Here is a 22,982-nt window from a genome sequence, read left to right on the forward strand (position 1 = left end):
GCTCCCTCGGTCATGCGGGCACCGCTTCGGTTGCGGTGCCGGAGGTTTCGACGTGGGCTGGGGTGGCGACATAGTGGACGCCGGGGTAACAGATGAGCTGGGCGCGCGCGGCGCGCAGCAGCGCGATCGGTCCCTGCAACAGGTACCGGCGGGCCAGCCGCCGCGGTTCGCGGGTCAACCGGTACAGCCACTCCAGCCCGGACCGTTGCATCCACTGCGGCGCCCGGTTGGTGGTGCCGGCCAGAAAGTCGATGGCACCGCCCGACGGCAGGAAAACCTTTGCGCCCGTGGCGTGTCCGTGCTGGTCGACCCACTGTTCCTGGCGCGGCTTGCCTAGGCTCACGATCAGGATGTCGGTGCGGGCGGCACGGATCGCCGCACACAAGGACGTTGAACGTTTTTCGATGTCGTCGGCGCCCGGCGCCCACATGCCCGAGATCACCAGTGCGGGATAGCTTTCCCGCAGCCGGGTGGCCAGCCGTTGATGCGTCTGGGCGGTGCCGCCGAAGAAGCCGACGCGGTGCCCGCCCGCTTCGGCCAGCGCCAGCACGGCGGGCAGCAGGTCTGCTCCGGTCACACGGGGCCACGGCTGTGCGGTCAGCAACTGACCCCGCCACGCGATCGGCATACCGTCGGCGAGCAGCAGCCATTCCAGTTGTCCAGCGGGAGCGGCGGCCACCGTGCGGAAATGATGCAGGTGATCGAGGTTGACCGAGCCTACCGCCAGCCCGCGGCCGGACGGCGAGTCGAGGCGCGACCCGATGATCGACAACACTTCGTCGGTTTTGCAGCGTTCGACGATGCTGCCGCTGACGACCATGCGGACGGCGGCCCGGGGGAGGGTGTCGTGCGTCATATTCGACCTAGCCCGAACGTGTTTCGTGTGTGTCGGTCATGACGCCTCGCTGTGTGGCTCGGTCAGTGCGATCGATTCCAATAGCGGCCAGCTGGCGTCCTTTTCGGAGATGACGGTGACCGGCAGCGGCCACTGGATGGCGAAGGTCGGTTCGTTCCAGCGGAAGTTCTCTTCGCTGCCCGGCACGTAGGGACCGCTGATCTGGTAGATGATCTCGGTGTCGTCGGTCAGGGTCTGGAAGCCGTGGGCGACGTACGGGGGCAGGAACAGCGCGCGGTGGTTGTCGGCGCTCAGTTCCACCATCACATGCTTGCCGTAGGTCGGCGATGTCGGCCGCACGTCCACGGCGACGTCGGCGATGGCACCGCGAATGCAGCGCACCAGTTTCGCCTCGGCGTGCGGCGGCAGCTGGCGGTGCAGACCGCGCACGGTGCCCCGGGTCTGGTTGAAGCAGATGCTGGTCTGGGACACCTCGGCGATAAGGCCGTGCTGCGCGAATTCCTCGGCGCAGAATACCCGCGAAAAGAACCCGCGGTGGTCGCGGTGTGGTTCGATGTCGACGATCGTCACGCCCGCAACGCTGGTGGGTGTGTATTTCATGCGGATCTCTTGTCCCCTCTGCTGATTCGGTGCGGTGGTTCGCGGTACTGGCTAGCTGCGCCGCGTCCCGACGGTCGGATCCAGCACGGCTTTTTCCACTACGAATGCCTCCGCGTACCGGGCGCGGCACTGCACGCCCCGGATCCGCATCAAGCCGAGGAACGTCTCGTCGTCGAACCAGTCCCGCCCCAGCTGTGACGGGTAGGACTCGGCCAACAGCTGGGCCTTCTGCTGCGCCAGCTCGTCTGGAATCGGCACGTAGAACGTGGGATTGGGTAGATCCGACTCCCACTTCAAGATTTCGTAGCCCAGCACCAGGTGCGCCCGGAACTCGGTGGGAAGCAGCTCGGCGAGCAGACGATGATCCTGGTGGTAGTCACCGCGCTGTGGTCCGAGGACGAGGTCCGGCTCGCAGCTGCGGCGGAAGTCGGCGAGGTGCCTCTTGACCGATCCCCAGTGTTCCGGCAATCGCCCGTCGGGTAGGTCTGTCACGGTCAGACGCACGTCGGCCTGCGGCAGAAGTGCTGCCAGAGCGCTCTTTTCCTCGACCTCGCGTTCGGTGCCCGCGCCGGTGAGCACCAGGGCGTGGACGACCAGGCCGGGGTTGTTGCGCTCGAGGTGCATCAGGGTGGCACCCGCGCCGATCGCGATGTCGTCGCAGTGCGCGCCGATTACGGCAACGGAACCGATCCCGGTGCCCAACGACAGTGGCATCATGCCGATTGGCCCGCCGCGACCGGTGCTTCCCAGACCGCCCAGGGACGGATGCCTCTGTTGTAGTCGGCGTCGAGTTCAGCGCGCTCCTTGAACGTGTCGGCCGGCTTCCAGAAGCCGTCGTGCTGGTAGCCCAGCAGCCGGCCGGTGCCCGCCAGCGTCATGCACGCATCGCCGACCAGGTCGCCGTTCTCCGGGATCAGGTCGATGACGTCCTGGCGCAGCACGAAGTAACCGCCGTTGACCCAGATGGGGAACTTGGCGATGGGGGCGATCTCTTTGATGTCGCCGTCGGTGCTGACGTCGACGCAGTGGAACGATGACTGCGGGGGGACCACCAGCATCGACGCTGCGGCGCCCGCGTCGTGGAATCGGTCGATCATGGTGTCCAGCGGGGCATCGGTGAGCACATCGGCGTAGTTGGCCAGGAAGTACTCGTCGTTGCCGAGGTACTTGCGGACCCGCCGCAGCCGCTCGCCGATCGGTGACTCCAAGCCGGTGTCGACGAAGGTGATGGTCCAGTCCGACATGTCGGTGTCGAGCAGCTCGACGTTGCCGCCGCGCATGACGAAGTCGTTGGACTCGGTCTCGCGGTAGTTGACGAAGAAATCCTTGACCATGGCCTGGCCGTAGCCCAGGCACAGGATGAACTCGGTGTGCCCGTAGTGCGCGTAGTAACGCATCACGTGCCACAGCAACGGGCGGGGGCCCACCATTTGCAGGGGTTTGGGAATCAGGTCGCCGTCGGCGCTGCGCATCCGCATGCCGTAACCGCCGCAAAAAAGTACGACCTTCATTCCGTGCCCCTTCCAGGCGGACCGACAAACTCGGCCACTAGTTACTACTCAGTATACATACTATTAAGATGGTTTATAGCGTAAAAATCAACGTTGAGTTTGTTATCGACTGGATTGTCCTTGTTCCGGTGCAGGGACTCGCGTCAGCTCCGGGTCACAGCACGGCGCCGTAGCCCGCTGACGGCGGCTGCGCCATCACGGTGGGAACCAGGCCGTATCGGGGGCCGGGAGCCGGGCCCGCGGCCGCTGCACCGCGCGGCATGCCGCCCAGCAGACTCGGCGGCACCGCCCCCAGGGCGGCGCCGTTGGCTCCCGGCAGTGCCGAGCTGATGCCGGTCAGGTGCGCCGTCGGAATCACGCTGGTCCACGTCGGCGGCACCGACAGGGAGCCGAGGCTCGCGGCCTGACCCATCGCACCCAATGCGCCCGCACCGGCAGCCTCCGCACCTGCGGCGGCCGCCCCCGCCGCGGCCTCTGCTGCCTCGGCGGCCACTTCACCGGCCACCACGCCGGCCGTCTGGGCCATGCCCTGCATGGTCTGGGCAATGCTCAACAGGCTGCTCAGCGCGAAGAGCGGCATGACCGCGATGTTCAGATAATTGGCCATGTCGCCGCTGGACATCGCGCTGCTGGTCGGCAGGACGGCCGCCGCGGCAGCGGACTCCGCCGAAGCCAGCGAGGTCGGGGCCGCCAGGCCCTGCAACGCGGTGGGCAGCGAGTTCACCAACGAGGACAGCGTGGTCTGGGTGGCGGCGGCCTCGCCGGTGGCCTCGGACACCGCGGTGGCCTGGCTGGCCAGCCCAGCTGCATCAGTGACCTGCGGCGGCGCCTCGAACGGTGCGAGCGTGGTAGCCGCAGCCGAGTTGGCCGCATAGCTGTACATGGCCAGGGCGTCCTGCGCCCACATCTCGCTGTAGTGCGCCTCGGTGGCTGCAATGGCCGGCGAGTTCTGACCGAAGAAATTGGTGGCGACCAATGCCGCCAACAGCGTCCGGTTGGCGGCGACCACCGCCGGGGGGACCGTCATGGCGTAGGCGGCCTCATAGGCGCCGACTGCGGCCCTGGCCTGGCTGGCTGCCTGCTCGGCCTGGGCTGCGGTCGTTCCGACCCAGACCGCATAAGGGGTGGCCGCTGCCGCCGCGGCGATCGCCGCGGGACCCAACCAGGGTCCACTGGTCAGGCCGCTGATCACCGACGAGTACGACGAAGCCGCCGTCTGCAGTTCGGCCGCCAGCTCGTCCCATGCCACGGCAGCCGTCAGCAAGGGTGCCGCGCCTGCGCCGAGGTACATCCGCGCGGAGTTGATCTCCGGTGGCAGTGCCCCATAGTCCATTGCTCTTATCCCCCGTGCGTCAACTGGTCGCAGCTACGTTGGCGGCCTCTGTGGCGCCATAGGATTCCGCGCTGACCTGCATGGTCTGCACCAACATCTGGTGAATTGCGGCGGCCTGAGCGCTCACGGCCTGGTACATCTGCCCGTGTGCGGCGAACTGCATCGCGGTCAGGGCGGATACTTCGTCGGCCGCCGCCGGGGCCAGGCTGGTCGTGGGTATCGCTGCGGCAGCGCTGCCTGTGCTGACGGCGGCGCCGATACCTTGCAAGGAACCGGCCGAGGCCGCTAACACTTCTGGGTGCGTGGTAACGAACGACATGCGCCCCTCCCCATCCATCGGACTCGATCTCGACCGCGTCGCGGCTTCCGGCTCCCGGTTGCCCAAACCAGCATCCTGTTCAAACCGAACTATACATACTTTTTGTACGCTCGCGAGTCCTCAGATTGACTTCAAGTATTTGTAGAGGGGTTTTCCGGTCTTGTGTGGCGTAGAACACATCGGATCAGGACCAGACTGCTAACCTCGCAGTGGCGTGTAATTGCTACGTGAGGCATAAGTGCCGGTACCTTCGTCCTACGAACCCGGCGGTCCGCTCGAGGAAGGCATCGTGATGGTGGAAGCGACGCGCATCGGTGCCAGGGGCGACGCCGCGGTCTCGGCGGGTCACCCGACCAACGGGTCGTATGACGACTGAACAGGCCGACGGACGGGCCGACACCACCCGGCAACATATTCTGCGGGCCGCCGCACACCAGTTCGCTCGACGTCCCTACCACGATGTCGGCCTGGACGATATTCTCGCCGAAGCCGAACTGACCAAAGGCGCGATGTACTTCCACTTCCGGTCCAAGCACGCGCTTGCGGTTGCCATCATCAACCAGCACACCTCGGCGGGGCGGACGGCGGTCGACGATCTGCTGGCCAGGCACCTTTCCGGCTTGGAGACCCTGGTCGACTTCTGCTACCTGGCCGCTGTCCAGGACATGACAACGGATGTGGCCCGGGCCGCGTCGCACCTGCTCGAGACGGTCGGGCGGACAGAGGGGCTGCAGGCGCAACTGCTCAACGGCTGGATGGAGATGCTGGCCGGGGTCGTCGAGAGGGCGATCGCCGAAGGTGATGTCGCTGCCCGCTGGGAACCGCGTGACGTGGGGCGGCTCATCGTATCGATGTACATGGGGCTGCGACAGACCAGCGACCTCGACGATCCGCAGCGCTACCTGCTCGATCTGGAAAGAAACTGCATGCTGGTGCTGGCGGGGATCCTGGAACCCGACCGGCTCGATTACTTCACCCAATTCGTCCGTCGGCGCACCGCGCTGGCCATCTCTGCCGCCGGGGCGTCCCCGTCCGCGCGGTGAACGGCGCGGAACGAAACCACGCATAGTCAGAGACGCCGCTCCGGCGGCTGTTAGGCTTACCCGCTGACCAGGAAGAACGAGACGTGCAGGTCCGGAGCCTAACCGGAAGAACATGCTGCGGAGGGCGGGATATGGCGCGCCAGGTTCGGTCTGAGGTGACCCGCCGGAAGATCCTCGATTCCGCGATCGACGTTTTCAGCGAAGTCGGGTATGCCGCGGCCGGCTGGGGCACGATCATCGAGCGAACCGGCATGACCAAGGGCGCGCTCTACCACCATTTCGATTCGAAGGAAGCCCTGGCCTCCGACATCATCGACGAGGGTGCCGAGGTTCTGCTCGCAGCGTTTCGCAACGTCTGCGGATCGGCGTCTCCGGCCCTGGAGAACATGATCCACGGCACGTTCGCCATCGCCGCGGTGCTCAATGCGGACAAGACGGCCCGCGCGGCCGGCCAACTGGTCGCCGCGCTGAGCGGATACAACGACGCGGCGGCGCGCTCCTGTTCGGCCTGGGTTGCCGAGGTGACCGCGCAGGCGCGTCGGGCAATCGCCGAAGGTGATCTGCGCGAAGACGTCGACCCGGTCGCACTCAGCGAGGTGATCGTCGGGGCGATGGTCGGAACGCGCCTGCTGTCCATCGCGATGGCGCGCGGCCGCAGCACAGACGGTCCGCGAACCGAACGCACCTCGCAACTGAGCCAGATCTGGCTGCTACTGCTGCCCGGCGTTGCCTCCGACGCATCGCTGCCGTACTTCCAGCAGTTCCTGGCCCGAGAGGCGATGCGCCACAACCGTCCCAGTATCGCCGTCGTGCCGGACGGCAACTAGCCGACTGCGCTCGCGGCGTTACTGGGCCGGCGGTCCCTGATGATGCGGGCCGGGACGCCGGCGACGTCGACGTCGTCGGGCACCGGCTTGGTGACGACCGCGCCCGCATAGATCCCGACGCGGCTGCCGACGTCGACACCGAGGATTACCGCGCCGGGAAAGATGAACACGTCGTCGCCAATGGTCGGATACTCGCCGGGTCGCCCTTCACCGATGGTGACTCCCTGATGAATCCGGCAGTTCGCGCCGATTCTGGCGAGGTGATGGACGTGCACCCAGCCGACATGGGCAACCGATAGGCCCGGCCCGAACGAATTCAGCGAGATGCCGAAGCCGAGTTTCTCGCCCAGAAATTTCAATCGCAGCCGCAAGTAGGCGGCGACGAGGTGACCGGCCGGCGTCCGGGCGGTGTTCGTCCAGTATTCGGTTTTGCGCAGCATCCGCTGGAAGTACGGCGCGCGTTGGGTGATGCGGTAGCGATGCCGCCAGCGCTCCAAGCCTTGTGCCTGCAAATCCGCCGCCAGGTAGGCGTCAAGGTCACTGCGCGTCCTGATCACCCGCCAAACCATACTACAAGTATCAGAAAATGGGTAGAGCGTGACTTGCAGTCTGAGGCAGGTGCCTCAGCGTTCCTCTTCCCACAACTGCTCGGTGAGGTCCTGGAAAGCGGCCAGGGCGAACTTGTCGTCGGCGCGCATCACCGCCGAGCGGCTCATCAGGGCCCGCACCACCGAGCCGTCCTTATGTGCCAGTTCCACCACCATGTTCGCCAGGGCGTGCACGAAGGAGAGCAGTGATGACTCCGATTCGGGAGCCTGGTGGAAGATCTCGTGGAACCTCAGCGTCAGGACCTCTTCGGGCTCGCAGCCCACCATCTGTGCAAATGCCGTATTGGTGAACAGGATGCTGCCGTCGTCGGCGACAGCAAGGACGGGAACCGGGATCCGTTCCAGCACCACCAGAGCAGGCAGCTGCTTGAGGGTGGTCATCGGCGATTGGCTGACCTGCCGAGTCCGTCTGCGCTCCACAGCCCGATTATGGCCTACGGCGAAACTTCACTTCACCCGACTTCGGTGGGAGCCTGATACCGCGGGAAAACCCCGGCCGGCGCCGGCAGTTCGGTGCCCGGTCTCAGTCGTGTACCGATCGCGCTGAACGACCGCTGATCGTCGGGCTGGCCCAGCAGGTCGAGCAACTTCGCGGCCGACTCCGGCATCACGGGAGCGACCAGCAGCGCCGCGATGCGGACCACCTCGCAGGTGACGTAGAGCGTCGTGCGGAACCGGTCCTGGTCGGCATCGGTTTCGCTCTTGCGCAACACCCAGGGCTGCTGCGCCGAGAAGTACTTGTTGGCATCGCCGAGCATCAGCCAAATAGCTTCCAGCGCAAGGTGCATCGACTGAGTGTCGAAATGTGCGCGCACCCGCTCCAGCAACCCGTCGGCCGTCGTCAGCAGTTCGGTGTCGGCGCCGATGAACTCACCGGGATCGGGCACCGTCCCGTTCAAGTTCTTGGCCACCATCGACAACGACCGCTGCGCCAAGTTTCCCAACTCGTTGGCCAGGTCGGTGTTGATCCGCGTGATGATGGCCTCGTCGCTGTAACTGCCGTCCTGACCGAACGGCACTTCGCGCATCAGGAAGTAGCGGATCTGGTCCACCCCGAATGTGTCGACCAGAGCCACCGGGTCGACGATGTTGCCCACCGACTTGCTCATCTTCTCGCCACTGTTGAGCAGGAATCCGTGCGCGAAAACCCTTCGAGGCAGCGCGATTCCGGCCGACATCAGGAACGCGGGCCAGTAGACGGCGTGAAACCTGATGATGTCCTTGCCGATGATGTGCAGGTCGGCCGGCCAGTACCGGCGGAACGACTCCGATTCGGTATCCGGAAAGCCAACGCCGGTAAGGTAATTCGTCAATGCGTCGATCCAGACGTACATCACGTGGTCGGGATGTCCCGGCACCTGCACGCCCCAGTCGAACGACGTCCGCGAGATGGACAGGTCGCGTAACCCGCCGGAGACGAAGCTGACCACCTCGTTGCGGCGCACGTCGGGTCCGATGAAATCGGGATTCGCCTCGTAGTGGGCCAGCAGCTTGTCGGCGTACGCCGACAGCCGGAAGAAATACGTCTGCTCCTCGGTCCAGGTGACCGGGGTGCCGGTCTCCACGGCGATCCGGGTTCCGTCGACGACCGTGGTCTCCGATTCGACGAAGAACCGCTCGTCGCGCACCGAGTACCAGCCTGAGTACGCGTCCAGATAGATGTCGCCTGCGGCCTCGATGCGCTGCCAGATCTGCTTGGACGCCTCGTGATGGTCGGCGTCGGTGGTGCGGATGAACCGGTCGAACGAGATGTTCAGCTTCTCCTGCAGCCGCTGGTAGACGTCGGAGTTGCGGCGCGCCAGCGCGGCGGTGGGCAATCCTTCGGCCGCCGCGGCCTGGGCCATCTTGAGTCCGTGCTCATCGGTGCCGGTCAGGTACCGCACGTCGAAGCCGTCGAGGCGCTTGAAGCGTGCGATGACGTCGCTGGAGATGAACTCATAGGCGTGCCCCAGATGCGGCGCGGCATTGGGATAGGTGATGGCGTTGGTGACGTAGTAGGGCTTCATCGGGATTCACCCTATTGGGTGCGGCGGGTGCGTGGGCGCGACGTGAGAGGGTGTGCAACGTGAGCCCCACCCGCGCAGCACCGCCGCCGCCGGAACCGCTCTCGCCGTTGATCGACGCGCACACCCACCTCGATGCCTGCGGCGCGGTCGACGCGGCCGACGTGCGCGCGATCCTCGACCGCGCGGCCGCCGTCGGCGTGGTGGCGGTGGTCACCATCGCCGACGACATGGACTCGGCCCGCTGGGTCACCGACGCGACCGAGTGGGACTCCCGGGTTTACGGTGCGGTGGCCCTGCACCCCACCCGCGCCGATGCGCTCACCGGGGCGGCCCGCGCCGAGATCGAGGAACTCGCGGCCCACCCGCGGGTGGTGGCCGTCGGCGAAACGGGAATGGACCTGTACTGGCCCGGCCGGCTCGACGGTTGCGCGCAGCCGCAGGTGCAGCGCGAGGCCTTCGCGTGGCACATCGATCTGGCCAAACGGCTGGGCAAGCCGCTGATGATCCACAATCGGCAGGCCGACCGCGACGTGCTGGACGTGCTGCGCGCCGAAGGCGCTCCCGACACCGTGATCATGCACTGCTTCTCCTCGGACAGCGCGATGGCCCGGGAGTGCGTAGCCGCCGGATGGTTGCTGAGCCTGTCCGGGACGGTGAGCTTTCGCAATGCTCGAGAGTTGCGCGAGGCCGCCCTGCTGATACCGGTGGAGCAGCTTCTGGTGGAGACCGACGCGCCATTTTTGACGCCGCACCCGTACCGCGGTGCAGCAAATGAGCCTTACTGCCTGCCGTATACCGTTCGCGCCCTGGCTGAGCTGGTCGACCGGCCGGCCGAGGAGCTGGCGCAGATTACTGCCAGCAATGCGGTAAGGGCCTACGGACTGCAGGGGTGCGGCCGCTGAACGGTCCTGAATTCGACATGCTCGAGTTGCTCAGCACCCGACGTTTCGTTACCGTCTTGTGATCGTACGGGTGGGCCTCTGGGCCCATTTTGTCATTTCAGCTGAATATGGTCGGTAGCTCAATGCTGAGTTGTTGCTGCGTAACGGTCGCTGTAGGTCGGGACTAACTGGGATTAGACATTGAATCTGCTTACTAAACTTCATCAAACTGAATCGCCGATGTTGCGCCTGGTGGTTGGCGCTTTATTAGTGGTACTGGCATTCGCCGGCGGCTTCGCCGTGTCCGCGTCCAAGACGGTGACCTTGACCGTGGACGGCACGTCCATCCAGGTCAACACGATGAAGTCGCGGGTCAGCGACATCATGGCGGAGAACGGCTTCGACGTGGACGCGCGGGACGACCTCTACCCCGCCGGGGACGTCTCCGTCGGCGACGCCGCCACCATCGTGCTGCGCCGCAGCCGCCCGCTGCAGATCACTCTGGACGGCCAGAACTCCCGGCAGGTGTGGACCACCGCGTCCACCGTGGACGAGGCGCTGGCGCAGTTGGCGATGACCGACACCGCCCCCGCCGCCGCATCCCGGGCCAGCCGCGTCCCGTTGAACGGCATGGCTCTGCCGGTGGTCAGCGCCAAGACGGTCCAGATCGACGACGGCGGCGTGCAGCGCACGGTGCACCTGCCCGCGCCCAACGTCGCCGGGTTGCTCGCCGCGGCCGGCGCCCCCCTGCAGGACAGCGACCAGGTAGTACCCGCCGCCAACGCGCCCGTCGTCGACGGCATGCAGATCCAGGTCACCCGCAACCGCATCCAGCGGGTCACCGAGCAGATGCCGCTGCCGCCCCCGGCGCGGCGCATCGAGGACCCGGAGCTGAACATGAGCCGCCAGGTCGTCGAGGACCCGGGCAGCCCCGGCACCCAGGAGGTGACCTTCGCGGTGGCTGAGGTCAACGGTGTCGAAACCGGTCGCCTGCCGATCGCCAACACGGTGCTGGCCCCGGCCCGCGAAGCCGTGGTCCGGGTCGGCACCAAGCCCGGCACCGAGGTTCCCCCGGTCAGCGACGGTGGCGTCTGGGACTCGCTGGCGGGCTGCGAGGCCGGCGGGAACTGGGCGATCAACACCGGCAACGGCTTCTACGGCGGCGTGCAGTTCGACCAGGGCACCTGGGAGGCCAACGGCGGGCTGCGTTACGCGCCCCGGGCCGACCTGGCCACCCGGGAGGAACAAATCGCCGTCGCCGAGGTGACCCGGCAGCGCCAAGGTTGGGGTGCCTGGCCCGTGTGCAGTGGCCGGGTGGGTGCGCGCTGACGATCCGGCTGCTCGGACGCACCGAAATCAGGCGGCTGGCCAAAGAGCTTGATCTGCGGCCACGGAAATCACTCGGACAGAACTTCGTTCACGACGCCAACACGGTGCGCCGCGTGGTGACGGCCTCCGGCGTCGGCAAGTCCGATGTGGTCCTCGAAGTCGGGCCGGGGCTGGGGTCGCTGACGCTGGCGCTGCTGGACCGCGGCGCGACCGTCACCGCCGTCGAGATCGATCCGGTGCTGGCGGCCCGGCTGCCGCAGACCATCGCCGAACATTCCCACAGTGAGATGCAGCGATTTTCGGTGATCAACCGCGACGTGCTGTCGCTGCGTCGCGAAGAACTCGACGTGCAACCCACCGCGGTGGTGGCCAACCTGCCCTACAACGTGGCGGTGCCGGCGCTGCTGCATCTGCTCGCGGAATTTCCCTCCATCCGTGTCGTGACGGTCATGGTGCAGGCCGAGGTGGCCGAACGGCTGGCTGCCGATCCCGGTGGCAAGGAATACGGGGTGCCCAGCGTCAAGATGGGTTTCTACGGCCGGGTACGCCGCTGCGGCACGGTGCCGCCGACGGTGTTCTGGCCCATCCCGCGGGTGTATTCGGGGCTGGTGCGCATCGACCGCCACGAGACGTCGCCGTGGCCCACCGACGAAGCGTTCCGCCGGCGCGTCTTCGAGCTGGTCGACATCGCCTTCGGTCAGCGGCGTAAGACGTCGCGCAACGCCTTCGTGCAGTGGGCCGGTTCCGGCAACGAGTCCGCGAGTCGGCTGCTTGCCGCCAGCATCGACCCCGCCCGGCGCGGTGAGACGCTGTCGATCGAGGATTTCGTGCGGTTGCTGCAGCGTTCCGAGTCGGCGTCAGACCACCCCGGGGGCGGGGAGGATCCCGCACAGGTCTCGGCCGGCTGACGGGATGCGCCGCGATAGTCTGCTGCGGTGGTCGCGGATGTCTGAGAGCAACACCGCCGAGTTGTGGGTGCCCACCGGGTCGGTCACCGTGCGGGTGCCGGGCAAAGTCAACCTCTATCTGGCCGTCGGTGACCGGCGGGATGACGGCTATCACGAGCTGACGACGGTGTTCCACGCTGTCTCGCTGTTCGACGAGGTCACGGTGCGCAACGCCGACGTGCTGTCGCTGGAGTTGGTCGGCGAAGGCGCCGACAAGCTGCCCACCGACGAGCGCAACCTGGCCTGGCAGGCCGCCGAGCTGCTGGCCGAGCACGTGGGCCGGGCGCCGGACGTCTCCGTCCTGATCGACAAATCCATCCCGGTGGCCGGTGGCATGGCCGGCGGCAGTGCCGATGCGGCCGCGGTGCTGGTGGCGATGAATTCGCTGTGGGAACTGAACCTGCCGCGCCGTGATCTGCGCCTGCTCGCCAGCCAGCTGGGCAGCGACGTGCCGTTCGCGCTGCACGGTGGCACCGCGCTGGGCACGGGGCGCGGCGAGGAGCTCGCTACGGTGTTGTCGCGCAACACGTTCCACTGGGTGCTGGCGTTCGCCGACAGCGAGTTGCTGACCGCGACGGTATACGGGGAGTTGGACCGGCTTCGAGAGGTGGGCGATCCGCCCCGGCTGGACGAGGCGGGCCCCGTGCTGGCGGCCCTGGCGGCCGGGGACCCGCACCAGCTCGCGCCGCTGTTGGGCAACGAGATGCAGGCCGCGGCGGTCAGTCTGGACCCGGCGTTGCGCCGGGCGCTGCGGGCGGGAGTGGATGCGGGCGCGCTGGCGGGCCTGGTGTCCGGTTCGGGTCCGACCTGCGCCTTTCTGTGCGCCTCCGCGGAGGCGGCGGTCGATGTCGCCACGCAGCTGACCGGGGCAGGGGTGTGCCGCACGGTCCGGGTCGCCACCGGTCCGGTGCCGGGAGCCCGGGTGGTGCCGACCCCCGCCGACGGTGCCTGACGGCCGTCGTCGATGTGAGATCGCACTCAAATCCCGTCACCGTTTGGCAGTTACTTAAGAGTTGCTTAAGATAAGCCGCGGTGACGAGTCACGGTTGGCAAAAGCAAACCCAGCGCAGGACCGCGTTCATCACCAAATCGAGACCTAACCGCTCCCCAAAATGTGTGCGCGCCTGCCCTCAAGCGAGATCTGGCGGGTGCAACATGAAAACCCGGACCTTGGGGATGCGCTGGAACCGAGGAGGTTTGCGTGAGCAGGTTTACCGAGAAGATGTACCGCAGTGCCCGCACCGCGACGACGGGCATGGTCACCGGTGAACCCCACGAACCCATCCGGCACACCTGGGGCGAGGTGCACGAGCGGGCCCGCTGCATTGCCGGCGGGCTGGCCGCCGCGGGCGTAGGTCTCGGCGACGCTGTCGGCGTCCTCGCGGGTTTCCCGGTGGAGATCGCGCCGACCGCGCAGGGCCTGTGGATGCGCGGCGCCAGCCTGACCATGCTGCACCAGCCGACGCCGCGGACAGACCTGGCGGTGTGGGCCGAGGACACCATGACGGTGATCGGGATGATCGAGGCCAAGGCCGTGATCGTCTCCGAGCCGTTCACGGTGGCGATTCCGGTGCTCGAAGACAAGGGCATCAAGGTCCTGACAGTCACCGATCTGCTCGCGTCGGACCCCATCGACCCAATCGACGTCGGCGAGGATGACCTGGCGCTGATGCAGCTGACCTCGGGTTCGACGGGTTCGCCGAAGGCGGTCCAGATCACCCACCGCAACATCTACTCCAACGCCGAGGCGATGTTCGTCGGCGCCGAATACGACGTCGACAAAGACGTGATGGTCAGCTGGCTGCCCTGCTTCCACGACATGGGCATGGTCGGCTTCCTCACCATCCCGATGTTCTTCGGGGCGGAGCTGGTCAAGGTCACCCCGATGGACTTCCTGCGGGACACGTTGCTGTGGGCGAAGTTGATCGACAAGTACCGGGGCACCATGACGGCGGCGCCGAACTTCGCCTACGCGCTGCTGGCCAAGCGGCTGCGACGGCAGGCCAAGCCGGGGCAGTTCGACCTGTCCACGCTGCGTTTCGCGTTGTCCGGCGCCGAGCCGGTCGAACCCGCCGACGTCGAGGACCTGCTGGACGCCGGCAAGCCGTTCGGGCTGCGGTCGTCGGCGATCCTGCCGGCCTACGGCATGGCCGAGACGACGCTGGCCGTGTCGTTCTCGAAGTGCAACTCCGGCCTGGTGGTCGACGAGGTCGACGCCGACCTGCTGGCCGCGCTGCGCCGGGCCGTCCCCGCGACCCACGGCAATACCCGCCGGCTGGCCACGCTGGGGCCGCTGCTGCAGGATCTGGAAGCCCGCATCGTCGACGAGGACGGCACGGTGATGCCGTCGCGCGGCGTCGGTGTCATCGAGTTGCGCGGCGAGTGCCTCACGCCCGGCTACATCACCATGGGCGGCTTCATCCCGGCGCAGGACGAGCACGGCTGGTACGACACCGGTGACCTCGGCTACCTCACCGACGAAGGCCACGTCGTGGTGTGCGGCCGCGTCAAGGACGTGATCATCATGGCTGGGCGCAATATCTACCCGACCGACATCGAGCGGGCGGCGGGTCGGGTCGACGGGGTCCGTCCCGGCTGCGCGGTGGCGGTCCGCCTCGACGCCGGGCATTCGCGGGAGTCCTTCGCCGTGGCCGTCGAGTCGAACGCTTTCGAGAACCCGGCCGAGGTGCGTCGCATCGAGCACGACGTGGCACACGAGGTCGTCAAGGAGGTCGACGTGCGTCCGCGCAACGTGGTGGTGCTGGGGCCCGGGACCATCCCGAAGACGCCGTCGGGCAAGCTGCGCCGCGCCAACTCGGTCACGCTGGTTACGTAGCGCGGGCGGGTGTGAGCCGGTGGCTTTGAGTGTGAGCCGGTGGCGCTCGGCACGGCGTGTCGCCCGCCCCGCGTTCACACTCAAAGCAGTGCTAGCACAATGGATCTGGCTTCTACCAGGCGTGCACCCGGTTCTGCGCGGGTTCGAGGCCCAGTTCGATCAGTAGCTCCGCGGCATCGGCGGCCTGCTCGCAGATGGTCGGCACTTCGGCGCGTTCGGTTGCGTTGAACGGCTCCAGCACGAAGGCTGCCGGGTCTTTGCGTCCGGGCGGCCGGCCGATCCCGATCCGGACCCGCTGAAAGTCCTTGCTGCCCAGCGCCGATGCCACCGAGCGCAGCCCGTTGTGGCCGCCCTCGCCGCCGCCCAGCTTGAGCCGGATGCGGCCGAACTCCAGGTCGAGCTCGTCGTGGATGACGATGATGTCGGCGGGGGGCACCGAATAGAACTTGGCCAGCGGCCCCACCTGGCGCCCCGACTCGTTCATGTAGCAGCGCGGCTTGGCCAGCACCACCGACCGGCCGGCCAACCGGCCGGTGCTCACCTCCGCGCCAGAACGTTTGTGCACCTTGTACTTTGCACCGATTCTGGCGGCGAGTACGTCGGCAACCAGGAAGCCGACGTTGTGGCGGGTCCGGGCGTAGTTGTCGCCCGGGTTGCCCAGGCCGACCACCAGAAGCGGTTCGGCCACGCTTTCCTACTCGGACTCGGCCTGGTCGGCGTCGGCGTCGCCGCCCTCGTCGCCGGCTTCCGCGCCCTCCTCGGCGGCCTCGCCTTCCTCACCCGCGCCCTCCTCGGCCAGGTCCTGGGCGGTCGGCGCCGGAACCACGTTGACGACCAGCAGCTCGGGGTCGGAGACCAGGCTGACACCGTTGGGCAGCTCGATCTGGCCGGCGGTGAACTGGGTGCCGGCGGTCGCGCCTTCAACGGAGACGGTCAACTGCTCGGGGATCGACAGCGCCTCGGCCTCGATTTCGATGGCGTTGGCGTCCTGGGTGACCAGCGTGTCCGGACCCGCTTCGCCCTCGACCACGACGGTGACCTCCACGGTGACCTTCTCGCCGCGGCGCACGACCAGCAGGTCGGCGTGCTGGATGCTGCGGCGGATCGGGTGGATGTCCAGCGCTTTGGTCAACGCCAGCTGTTCCTTACCGGCGATGTCCAGGCTAAGCACTGCGTTGGTGCCGGAGTGGCGCAGCACGGCGGCGAAGTCGTGGCCGGGCAGTTCGAGGTGCTGGGGTTCGCTGCCGTGGCCGTAGAGAACGGCGGGAATCCTGCCTTCGCGGCGGGCCCGGCGGGAGGCGCCTTTGCCGGTCTCGGTACGCACGGTGGCGGTGAGCTGGTTGGCGGTGGCTTTAGCCATGTGTGTCGCTCCTGTGTTTCGGGGCACGGCCAGGAACGCGACGATTTGTCGGTCTCCGTCGATAACGGTGCTGGTCGAACCGGTGCACCCTCGCCGTGACGCCCGGCTAGGTTACCGCATCGGCGGGTCGCGGCGGAAATTCGGGACCGGCTGTTGACGCTGCGGCTGTGGCGACTTCGGACGAGAGACGCCCGCCGTCGGCGCAGAGTCAGCGACTCTGGGGCGGCTTCAGAGCGCGAACTTGGTGTCGGTGAGCTGCTCGGAGAGTTCCCACAGCTTGGTCGCGGTGTTCGTGTCCTTGGCGGCCCGGCTGCGTGCGACGGGCTGGCTGCGGCCGAACTGGCCGAAGCGGGGCCCGATGAACGTGTCACCGAGCACATCCTGGGACGCCGCATACAGCGTCTGCCGGGCGCCGAAATCGGCGTCGGTGGCCAGGAACCGGGTCACCGTCGACATGACGGCGTCCTCGAGTTTGCGACCGGACGCTCCCTGCAGGTGGGTGCGCGAGTAACCCGGGTGCGCCGCCACTGCGCGCAGCGACGACCCGGCGCCCTCGAGTCGCCTCTGCAGTTCGCTGGTGAACAGCAGGTTGGCCAGCTTGGACTGGCAGTAGGCCAGCCAGGGCGAATACTTGCGGCGCTGCCAGTTCAGGTCGTCCAGATCGACCCGGCCCGGCCAGTGCATGATCGACGACACCGTGACCACCCGGTCGGTGAGCTTGGGCAGCAGCAGATTCGTCAAGGCGAAATGCCCGAGGTGGTTGGTGCCGATCTGGCTCTCGAAGCCGTCGGTGGTCAGGGCGTACTGGACACCCATGATCCCGGCATTGTTGATCAGGATGTCGGCGCCGTCGACGCTCTCGGCGAACTGCCGCACCGAGGACAGATCCTGCAGGTCCAGCGCGCGCACCTGCACATCACCGTCGATCTCGGCCGCGGCTTTCTCGCCCTTCTCGGTGTTGCGGACGGCCATGACGACCGTGGCGCCGGTACGGGCCAGTTCGCGGGCGGTGACCGCGCCCAGCCCCCCGTTGGCGCCGGTGACGATCACGGTGCGGCCGGCGAACGAGGGAAGGTCAGCAGCTGTCCAAGTCATGGTCCCCACTGTATTGGCGTGCACAGTGCGGCCTCGGACAGGGCGGCTCTGCCGGCTGGTCAAATGCGGCGTGACTCCATAAGACTGAGGCGATGACATCCTCGTCCGAGCGGTTGCTTTTCAAGTTCCTCAGCATTCACGACAAGATCTATCAGGCCACGAACGGCCGGATAGGCCATCGGTTGCCGGGGATGCCACCCAACCTGCTGCTGCACACGGTGGGAGCCAAGACGGGTCAGCCGCGCACGACAACGCTGACCTACGCCGAAGACGGCGACGACTACCTGGTGGTGGCGTCGAAGGCCGGGTATCCCAAGGCGCCCGGCTGGTATCACAATCTGAAGGCCGACCCCAACGTCGAAATCAATGTCGGTGCAAAGCGGTTGGCCGTCACCGCGCACCCGGTGTTGCCCGATGATCCCGACTACGCGCGACTGTGGAAACTCGTCAACGCCAACAACTCCGACCGGTACATCGGGTACCAGAAGAAGACCTCGCGGCCGATCCCGGTGATTGTGCTGACACCGAAGGCCTGAGGAGGACCGGCGCTACTTCTTGGCGACCACGAAGCCGCGGATGATCGCCTCGACGTCATTGGACTCGGCGACGGCCTCGTCGGCCAGGCTGGTGATGATCAGCTGCACCAGATACTGCTGATTTCCCGGCGCTGCACCGGTGGGCAACACCACCCGGTTCCAGCTGCGCATCCGCGCGCCCTTCAGCTCGTAGGTACCCTGCACCATCGACGAGGGAAAGCCGTTGAAATCAGCGGTGGACGCGTCCAATTGGTGGAAGTCCTGCGGCAGATCGGCATTGGCGTGCTTGATCGCCTCGCGAGGGTTGAATTCTCCGCGCAGCCTGATTACCACCATGATTGCCGCCGGGTAGTTATTCCCCTTAGAGATCATTGTTCTGGCGGCGGTGACCTTCGGATCGCCGCCGCGTGCTGACCACCCGGGCGGCGTGGGAATCGACACCGTCAGATCGGTCAGGTCACCTGGCGAGACCGGTTCACCGGTAACTCCTTCACCCTCAAGATATTTCGACAACGGGACCGGCGGGGCCGTCGGCTCGGCAGACCCGCTGGTAGTCGCACTGGTCGTCCAGATCGATTGATAGTCGGGGGCTTTGGCGCCGCAGGCGACCCCCGATAACGCCAGGACAGTAACCACGAGGGTGCTGAAAAGCTTGTCTCTCACAAAATCTCGCGGACCGCATCGATCGGTCGGGCCAGTCGGGTGCCCTTGGGGGTGACGACGAACGGCCGTTCGATCAGGCTGGGATGCTCGGCCATCGCGTCGAGCAACTCGTCGTCACCGGCGTCGGCCAAATCAAGTTCGGTGTACAAAGACTCGCGTTTACGCACCGCGGCACGCACCTCGATGCCGGCATCGGCGATCAGCTGCACCAATTCGTCCCGAGTGGGCGGCGTCTTCAGATACTGGACGACCTCAGGCTCTAACCCGTTGTCCCGCAACAAGTCCAGCGTCTTGCGCGACGTACTGCACTTAGGGTTGTGGTAGATCACGGTGCGACCAGAACCCATTACGCGTCCCCGTCGAACAGTCCTGTGACTGAGCCGTTTTCGAAGACCGCCCGGATGGTGCTGGCCAGCAGCGGCGCGATGGACAGCACGGTGAGCTGCGGGAAGCGCTTCTCCTCACCGATCGGCAAAGTGTTGGTGACGATCACCTCACGCGCCCCGCAGGCGGCCAGTCGCTCAGCGGCCGGGTCGGACAGCACGCCGTGGGTGGCCGCGATCACCACATCCTTGGCGCCGTCGTCGCGCAACAGCTTGACCGCGCCGGCGATGGTGCCGCCGGTATCGATCATGTCGTCGATCAGCACGCAGGTGCGCCCCTGCACCTCACCGACCACGCGGTTGGACACCACCTGGTTGGGCACGCGGGGGTCGCGGGTCTTGTGGATGAACGCCAACGGCACGCCGCCGAGGGAGTCGGCCCACTTCTCCGCGATGCGGACCCGCCCGGAGTCGGGGGAGACGACCACCATGTTGCCGTCGGGATAGTTGTCGCGGATGTAGCCGGTCAGCAGGTTCTGCCCGCGCATGTGGTCCACGGGTCCGTCGAAGAATCCCTGGATCTGGTCGGTGTGCAGGTCGACGGTCACGATCCGGTCGGCGCCCGCGGTCTTCAGCAGGTCGGCCACCAGCCGTGCCGAGATCGGTTCGCGGCCGCGGTGCTTCTTGTCCTGCCGGGCGTAGGGATAGAACGGCAGGACCGCGGTGATCCGCTTGGCGCTGCCCCGTTTCAGCGCGTCGATCATGATCAGTTGTTCCATCAGCCAGGTGTTGACCGGCACCGGATTGGACTGCAGCACGAAGGCGTCGCAGCCGCGCACCGACTCGTGGAACCGCACGAAGATCTCGCCGTTGGCGAAGTCGCGCGCCGTCTGCGCGGTGACGTGAACGTCGAGTTCCTTGGCTACCTGCTCGGCCAGCTCCGGGTGGGCGCGGCCGCTGAACAGCATCAGGTTCTTGCGGTTGTCGGTCCAGTCGTGGCTCAACGTGCTGCCCTCGCCGTGTCGGGATCGGGAATGGAAGGCCTCATCGTAGCCGGGTTTCCGGGAAACCAATTCACGGTGTCTGTTCTGATTCGGGCTTGCGGCCGGCGTCGTCGGCCGCTTTTGCCGCTGCCGACCCGGGGCGTTTGTGCTGCACCCAGTTCTCGATGTTGCGTTGGGGACCGGCTGACACCGCCAGGGCGCCCGGCGGCACGTCTTCGCGGACCACGGTTCCGGCGCCGGTGTACGCGCCGTCGCCGATGTTCACCGGGGCGACGAACATGGTGTCCGAGCCGGTCCGCACATGGGAGCCGATGGTGGTGCGCCGTTTGGTCACGCCGTCGTAGTTGACGAACACGCTGGAGGCGCCGATGTTGCTGTGGTCGCCGATGTCGGCGTCGCCCACGTACGTCAGGTGCGGCACCTTCGTTCCGGTGCCGATGGTGGCGTTCTTGACCTCGACGAATGCGCCGAGTTTGCCGTCGGCTCCGAGCACGGTCCCGGGCCGCAGATAGGTGAACGGTCCCACCGTGGCGCCGTCGCCGATCGTCGAGGACGAGCCGTGGGTGCGGCAGACCGTTGCGCTGTCGCCGACGCTGACGTCGGTCAGCGTGGTGTCCGGTCCGATAGCGCAGCCGGCGCCGATCTGGGTACGGCCGAGCAGCTGGGTGCCCGGCTGGATGACGGTGTCGCGGCCGACGGTGACGTCGACGTCGATCCAGGTGGTGGCAGGGTCGATCACAGTGACTCCGGCAAGTTGGTGGGCGGCCACCACGCGGCGGTTGAGTTCGGCGCCCAACTCCGCGAGCTGGACGCGGTTGTTGACCCCGGCCACCACCGCACTGTCCTCGATGTGGCGGGCGCTGACCGTGTGGCCGTCGCGACGCAGGATCGCGATCACGTCGGTCAGATAGAGCTCCTGCTGGGCGTTGTTGGAACTCAGCCGGCCCAGCGCCGAGCGCAGGGCGGCGATGTCGAACGCGTAGACGCCGGTATTGACCTCACGGATGCCGCGCTGCGAGGCGGTGGCGTCGGTCTGCTCGACGATCGCCATCACCTCGTCGTCCTGGGTGCGCAGGATGCGGCCGTAGCCGTGCGGGTCGTCCAGCGTGGTGGTCAGCACGGTCACGGCCGCAGACGTCGAACTATGCGTGGCGATCAGGTCGGCCAGGGTGTCGGCGTCCAGCAGCGGGGTGTCGCCGGCGGCAACGACGACGATGCCGGCGTAGTCGTCGGGCAACGCGGACAGACCACACAGCACCGCGTGCCCGGTGCCCAGCGGCCGATCCTGCAGCGCGACGTCGATGCTGCGGCCCAGATTGTCGGCCAGCTCGCCGACCAGCGGGGATATGCGCTGGTGGTCGTGGCCTAGTACCACGACCAGATGTTGCGGCGCGAGCTTGGTCATCGCGTGCAGGGAGTGTGACAGCATGCTGCGCCCGCCGAGGGTGTGCAGCACCTTGGGGGTGTCCGAGCGCATCCGGGTGCCGGGCCCGGCCGCCAGGACCAGGACCGCGGTGTCACCACGAAACGTCATCGACCCTCCTCACCGAAGTTTGGCGCGCTGAGCGTGCGCATTTGTACGCCGACACGCCGTTAAGAGTGGCATTTCATGCACGCTCGCGGCAAAAAACGGGGCTCCGTCGCCAGGACTCGAACCTGAACTATCTGAACCAAAATCAGAGGTGCTGCCGATTACACCACGACGGATTGGGAGTGGCCGGTGCGCGACCGCCCAGATGACTTTAGTCTGCCGACGATGCCGGGCGCTTGCGGCCGGAGGAGGAGGCTGACCGTGGGGCTGAGTCTGCCGACGATGCCGGGCGCTTGCGGCCGGAGGAGGAGGCTGAGTGTGGGGCTGGGTCTGCCGACGATGCCGGGCGCTTGCGGCCGGAGGAGGAGGCTGGCCGCCGGGTGCTTGCGGCCGGCTAGACCGCCACGTGCGTCGACGGCAGAATGTCTGAGATGGACAACCTGGGCGAGCTGTGGCCGATTGCGGTGTTCTCGGTCGTCCTTTCGGTGTTGTGCGGGCTGTACGCGGTCAGGGTCGCGCGACGCAAGAACCGCGGCGTCGGCGAGTCTTTTGCCCTCGGCGCTTTGCTGGGTCTGATCGGCATCGTGATCGTCGCCTTATTGCCGGCCGGGACCAAGGGGTCCATGGAACAGTCGGGGCAGCCGGGCAAGGCCGCTTGACCGCTCCGCAGCCGACCCGTCGACGTTCGGTGCAACGACCGCAAACACCGATACCCTGATTCCCGTGGCTGAGCCGCTGAAAAGTGTGGAGAAGGAAGCGCGGACGCCCCGCGCCCGGATGACCGGCAGCGAGCGCCGACATCAGCTCATCGGCATCGCCAGGTCGCTGTTCGCCGAACGCGGCTATGAGGGCACGTCGATCGAAGAAATCGCCCAGCGCGCCAATGTGTCCAAGCCCGTCGTCTACGAGCATTTCGGTGGCAAGGAGGGGCTGTACGCCGTCGTAGTCGACCGGGAGATGTCGGCGCTGTTGGACGGCATCACGTCGTCGCTGACCAACAACCGGTCCCGGGTCCGTGTCGAGCGGGTGGCGTTGGCGCTGCTCACCTACGTCGAAGAACGCACCGACGGCTTTCGCATCATGATCCGGGACTCGCCCGCCGCGATCAGCTCGGGCACCTATTCCAGCTTGCTCAACGATGCCGTCAGCCAGGTCAGCTCCATCTTGGCCGGCGACTTCGCCCGGCGCGGTCTGGACCCGGGCCTGGCGCCGCTGTACGCCCAGGCGTTGGTGGGTTCGGTGTCGATGACCGCGCAGTGGTGGCTGGACACGCGCGAGCCCAAGAAAGAAGTGGTCGCCGCGCATCTGGTCAACCTGATGTGGAACGGCCTGACGCATCTGGAAGCCGACCCGCAGCTGCGGGACGAATAAGCC

General features: G+C 66.9%; 27 protein-coding genes and 1 tRNA gene. 11 read left to right on the forward strand and 17 right to left on the reverse strand.

Annotation, left to right across the window (positions count from 1 at the left end):
• Positions 1-10 precede the first annotated feature (10 nt).
• The 6 genes from ACZYZ9_RS17120 to ACZYZ9_RS17145 form a co-directional block, all read right to left on the reverse strand.
• A complete protein-coding gene (locus ACZYZ9_RS17120; protein WP_463827447.1) occupies positions 11-856 on the reverse strand; it encodes a WecB/TagA/CpsF family glycosyltransferase in 846 nt (281 codons plus the stop codon).
• 36 nt (positions 857-892) lie between these two features.
• Complete coding sequence (gene rfbC, locus ACZYZ9_RS17125; RefSeq protein ID WP_463827448.1) at positions 893-1,456, reverse strand: dTDP-4-dehydrorhamnose 3,5-epimerase; 564 nt, start codon at positions 1,454-1,456, stop codon at positions 893-895.
• A 51-nt stretch (positions 1,457-1,507) separates the two neighbouring features.
• Positions 1,508-2,173: a PIG-L deacetylase family protein gene (locus ACZYZ9_RS17130; RefSeq protein ID WP_463827449.1), complete on the reverse strand. Its 666-nt coding sequence runs from the start codon at positions 2,171-2,173 to the stop codon at positions 1,508-1,510.
• The gene (locus ACZYZ9_RS17135) at positions 2,170-2,967 is read right to left on the reverse strand and encodes a glycosyltransferase family protein (RefSeq protein ID WP_463827450.1); all 798 of its coding nucleotides are present in this window, start codon (positions 2,965-2,967) and stop codon (positions 2,170-2,172) included. Before ACZYZ9_RS17135 ends, ACZYZ9_RS17130 begins: the two co-directional genes overlap by 4 nt.
• 154 nt (positions 2,968-3,121) lie before the next feature.
• A complete protein-coding gene (locus ACZYZ9_RS17140; protein ID WP_463827451.1) occupies positions 3,122-4,300 on the reverse strand; it encodes a PPE family protein in 1,179 nt (392 codons plus the stop codon).
• Positions 4,301-4,319: 19 nt separating this feature from the next.
• A complete protein-coding gene (locus ACZYZ9_RS17145; RefSeq protein ID WP_463827452.1) occupies positions 4,320-4,619 on the reverse strand; it encodes a PE family protein in 300 nt (99 codons plus the stop codon).
• A gap of 238 nt (positions 4,620-4,857) precedes the next feature.
• Between ACZYZ9_RS17145 and ACZYZ9_RS17150 the strand changes: the two genes are divergently transcribed.
• From ACZYZ9_RS17150 to ACZYZ9_RS17160, 3 genes are all read left to right on the forward strand, one after another.
• Positions 4,858-4,995, forward strand: a complete 138-nt coding sequence (locus ACZYZ9_RS17150) for a hypothetical protein (RefSeq protein WP_463827453.1) — start codon at positions 4,858-4,860, stop codon at positions 4,993-4,995.
• Positions 4,985-5,662 (forward strand): TetR family transcriptional regulator, encoded by a 678-nt coding sequence (locus ACZYZ9_RS17155; RefSeq protein ID WP_463827454.1) that lies wholly within the window; start codon positions 4,985-4,987, stop codon positions 5,660-5,662. Before ACZYZ9_RS17150 ends, ACZYZ9_RS17155 begins: the two co-directional genes overlap by 11 nt.
• Before the next feature lie 131 nt (positions 5,663-5,793).
• Entirely contained in the window at positions 5,794-6,489 is a 696-nt protein-coding gene (locus ACZYZ9_RS17160) for a TetR family transcriptional regulator (protein WP_463827455.1), read from the forward strand.
• Here ACZYZ9_RS17160 and ACZYZ9_RS17165 read toward each other — a convergent pair.
• From ACZYZ9_RS17165 to metG, 3 genes are all read right to left on the reverse strand, one after another.
• Entirely contained in the window at positions 6,486-7,046 is a 561-nt protein-coding gene (locus ACZYZ9_RS17165; RefSeq protein ID WP_463827456.1) for an LbetaH domain-containing protein, read from the reverse strand. The genes ACZYZ9_RS17160 and ACZYZ9_RS17165 overlap by 4 nt on opposite strands.
• Positions 7,047-7,112: 66 nt before the next feature.
• Entirely contained in the window at positions 7,113-7,478 is a 366-nt protein-coding gene (locus ACZYZ9_RS17170; protein WP_463827457.1) for a PAS domain S-box protein, read from the reverse strand.
• Between the two features lie 71 nt (positions 7,479-7,549).
• Positions 7,550-9,103: a methionine--tRNA ligase gene (metG, locus tag ACZYZ9_RS17175; RefSeq protein ID WP_463827458.1), complete on the reverse strand. Its 1,554-nt coding sequence runs from the start codon at positions 9,101-9,103 to the stop codon at positions 7,550-7,552.
• Positions 9,104-9,162: 59 nt separating this feature from the next.
• On the opposite strand from metG, the gene ACZYZ9_RS17180 reads away from it, so the two are divergent.
• From ACZYZ9_RS17180 to ACZYZ9_RS17200, 5 genes are all read left to right on the forward strand, one after another.
• A complete protein-coding gene (locus ACZYZ9_RS17180; RefSeq protein ID WP_463827459.1) occupies positions 9,163-10,005 on the forward strand; it encodes a TatD family hydrolase in 843 nt (280 codons plus the stop codon).
• A 180-nt stretch (positions 10,006-10,185) separates the two neighbouring features.
• Positions 10,186-11,313 (forward strand): transglycosylase family protein, encoded by a 1,128-nt coding sequence (locus tag ACZYZ9_RS17185; RefSeq protein ID WP_463827460.1) that lies wholly within the window; start codon positions 10,186-10,188, stop codon positions 11,311-11,313.
• Complete coding sequence (rsmA, locus tag ACZYZ9_RS17190) at positions 11,286-12,221, forward strand: 16S rRNA (adenine(1518)-N(6)/adenine(1519)-N(6))-dimethyltransferase RsmA (RefSeq protein WP_463827461.1); 936 nt, start codon at positions 11,286-11,288, stop codon at positions 12,219-12,221. The genes ACZYZ9_RS17185 and rsmA overlap by 28 nt, the downstream gene beginning before the upstream one ends.
• Before the next feature lie 37 nt (positions 12,222-12,258).
• Positions 12,259-13,212, forward strand: a complete 954-nt coding sequence (locus tag ACZYZ9_RS17195) for a 4-(cytidine 5'-diphospho)-2-C-methyl-D-erythritol kinase (protein ID WP_463827462.1) — start codon at positions 12,259-12,261, stop codon at positions 13,210-13,212.
• Between the two features lie 249 nt (positions 13,213-13,461).
• A complete protein-coding gene (locus ACZYZ9_RS17200) occupies positions 13,462-15,096 on the forward strand; it encodes a fatty acyl-AMP ligase (protein WP_463827463.1) in 1,635 nt (544 codons plus the stop codon).
• Between the two features lie 112 nt (positions 15,097-15,208).
• Here the strand turns inward: ACZYZ9_RS17200 and pth are convergent, their stop codons facing one another.
• From pth to ACZYZ9_RS17215, 3 genes are all read right to left on the reverse strand, one after another.
• On the reverse strand, positions 15,209-15,784 hold the full coding sequence (gene pth, locus ACZYZ9_RS17205; RefSeq protein ID WP_463827464.1) for an aminoacyl-tRNA hydrolase: 576 nt from the start codon (positions 15,782-15,784) through the stop codon (positions 15,209-15,211).
• A 6-nt stretch (positions 15,785-15,790) separates the two neighbouring features.
• Positions 15,791-16,456, reverse strand: coding sequence for a 50S ribosomal protein L25/general stress protein Ctc (locus ACZYZ9_RS17210; RefSeq protein WP_463827465.1), 666 nt, complete (start codon positions 16,454-16,456; stop codon positions 15,791-15,793).
• Between the two features lie 228 nt (positions 16,457-16,684).
• The gene (locus ACZYZ9_RS17215) at positions 16,685-17,551 is read right to left on the reverse strand and encodes an oxidoreductase (RefSeq protein WP_463827466.1); all 867 of its coding nucleotides are present in this window, start codon (positions 17,549-17,551) and stop codon (positions 16,685-16,687) included.
• Positions 17,552-17,643: 92 nt separating this feature from the next.
• On the opposite strand from ACZYZ9_RS17215, the gene ACZYZ9_RS17220 reads away from it, so the two are divergent.
• Positions 17,644-18,087, forward strand: coding sequence for a nitroreductase family deazaflavin-dependent oxidoreductase (locus ACZYZ9_RS17220; RefSeq protein ID WP_463827467.1), 444 nt, complete (start codon positions 17,644-17,646; stop codon positions 18,085-18,087).
• Between the two features lie 12 nt (positions 18,088-18,099).
• Here the strand turns inward: ACZYZ9_RS17220 and ACZYZ9_RS17225 are convergent, their stop codons facing one another.
• The 5 genes from ACZYZ9_RS17225 to ACZYZ9_RS17245 form a co-directional block, all read right to left on the reverse strand.
• Positions 18,100-18,750 carry an LpqN/LpqT family lipoprotein gene (locus ACZYZ9_RS17225; RefSeq protein ID WP_463827468.1) on the reverse strand — a complete coding sequence of 217 codons (651 nt, stop codon included), beginning with the start codon at positions 18,748-18,750 and terminating at the stop codon, positions 18,100-18,102.
• Positions 18,747-19,097 (reverse strand): arsenate reductase (glutaredoxin), encoded by a 351-nt coding sequence (gene arsC / locus ACZYZ9_RS17230; RefSeq protein WP_463827469.1) that lies wholly within the window; start codon positions 19,095-19,097, stop codon positions 18,747-18,749. Before arsC ends, ACZYZ9_RS17225 begins: the two co-directional genes overlap by 4 nt.
• Positions 19,097-20,077, reverse strand: a complete 981-nt coding sequence (locus ACZYZ9_RS17235; RefSeq protein ID WP_463827470.1) for a ribose-phosphate diphosphokinase — start codon at positions 20,075-20,077, stop codon at positions 19,097-19,099. Before ACZYZ9_RS17235 ends, arsC begins: the two co-directional genes overlap by 1 nt.
• A gap of 70 nt (positions 20,078-20,147) precedes the next feature.
• Entirely contained in the window at positions 20,148-21,611 is a 1,464-nt protein-coding gene (glmU, locus tag ACZYZ9_RS17240; RefSeq protein ID WP_463827471.1) for a bifunctional UDP-N-acetylglucosamine diphosphorylase/glucosamine-1-phosphate N-acetyltransferase GlmU, read from the reverse strand.
• Positions 21,612-21,712: 101 nt separating this feature from the next.
• A tRNA-Gln gene (locus ACZYZ9_RS17245) sits at positions 21,713-21,784 on the reverse strand.
• A gap of 255 nt (positions 21,785-22,039) precedes the next feature.
• On the opposite strand from ACZYZ9_RS17245, the gene ACZYZ9_RS17250 reads away from it, so the two are divergent.
• Together ACZYZ9_RS17250 and ACZYZ9_RS17255 are read left to right on the forward strand one after the other, a co-directional pair.
• A complete protein-coding gene (locus ACZYZ9_RS17250; RefSeq protein ID WP_463827472.1) occupies positions 22,040-22,267 on the forward strand; it encodes a hypothetical protein in 228 nt (75 codons plus the stop codon).
• Positions 22,268-22,385: 118 nt separating this feature from the next.
• Positions 22,386-22,979, forward strand: a complete 594-nt coding sequence (locus ACZYZ9_RS17255; protein ID WP_463827515.1) for a TetR/AcrR family transcriptional regulator — start codon at positions 22,386-22,388, stop codon at positions 22,977-22,979.
• The last annotated feature ends 3 nt before the right edge of the window (positions 22,980-22,982 follow it).

This window comes from Mycobacterium sp. IDUB_28 (assembly GCF_055419285.1).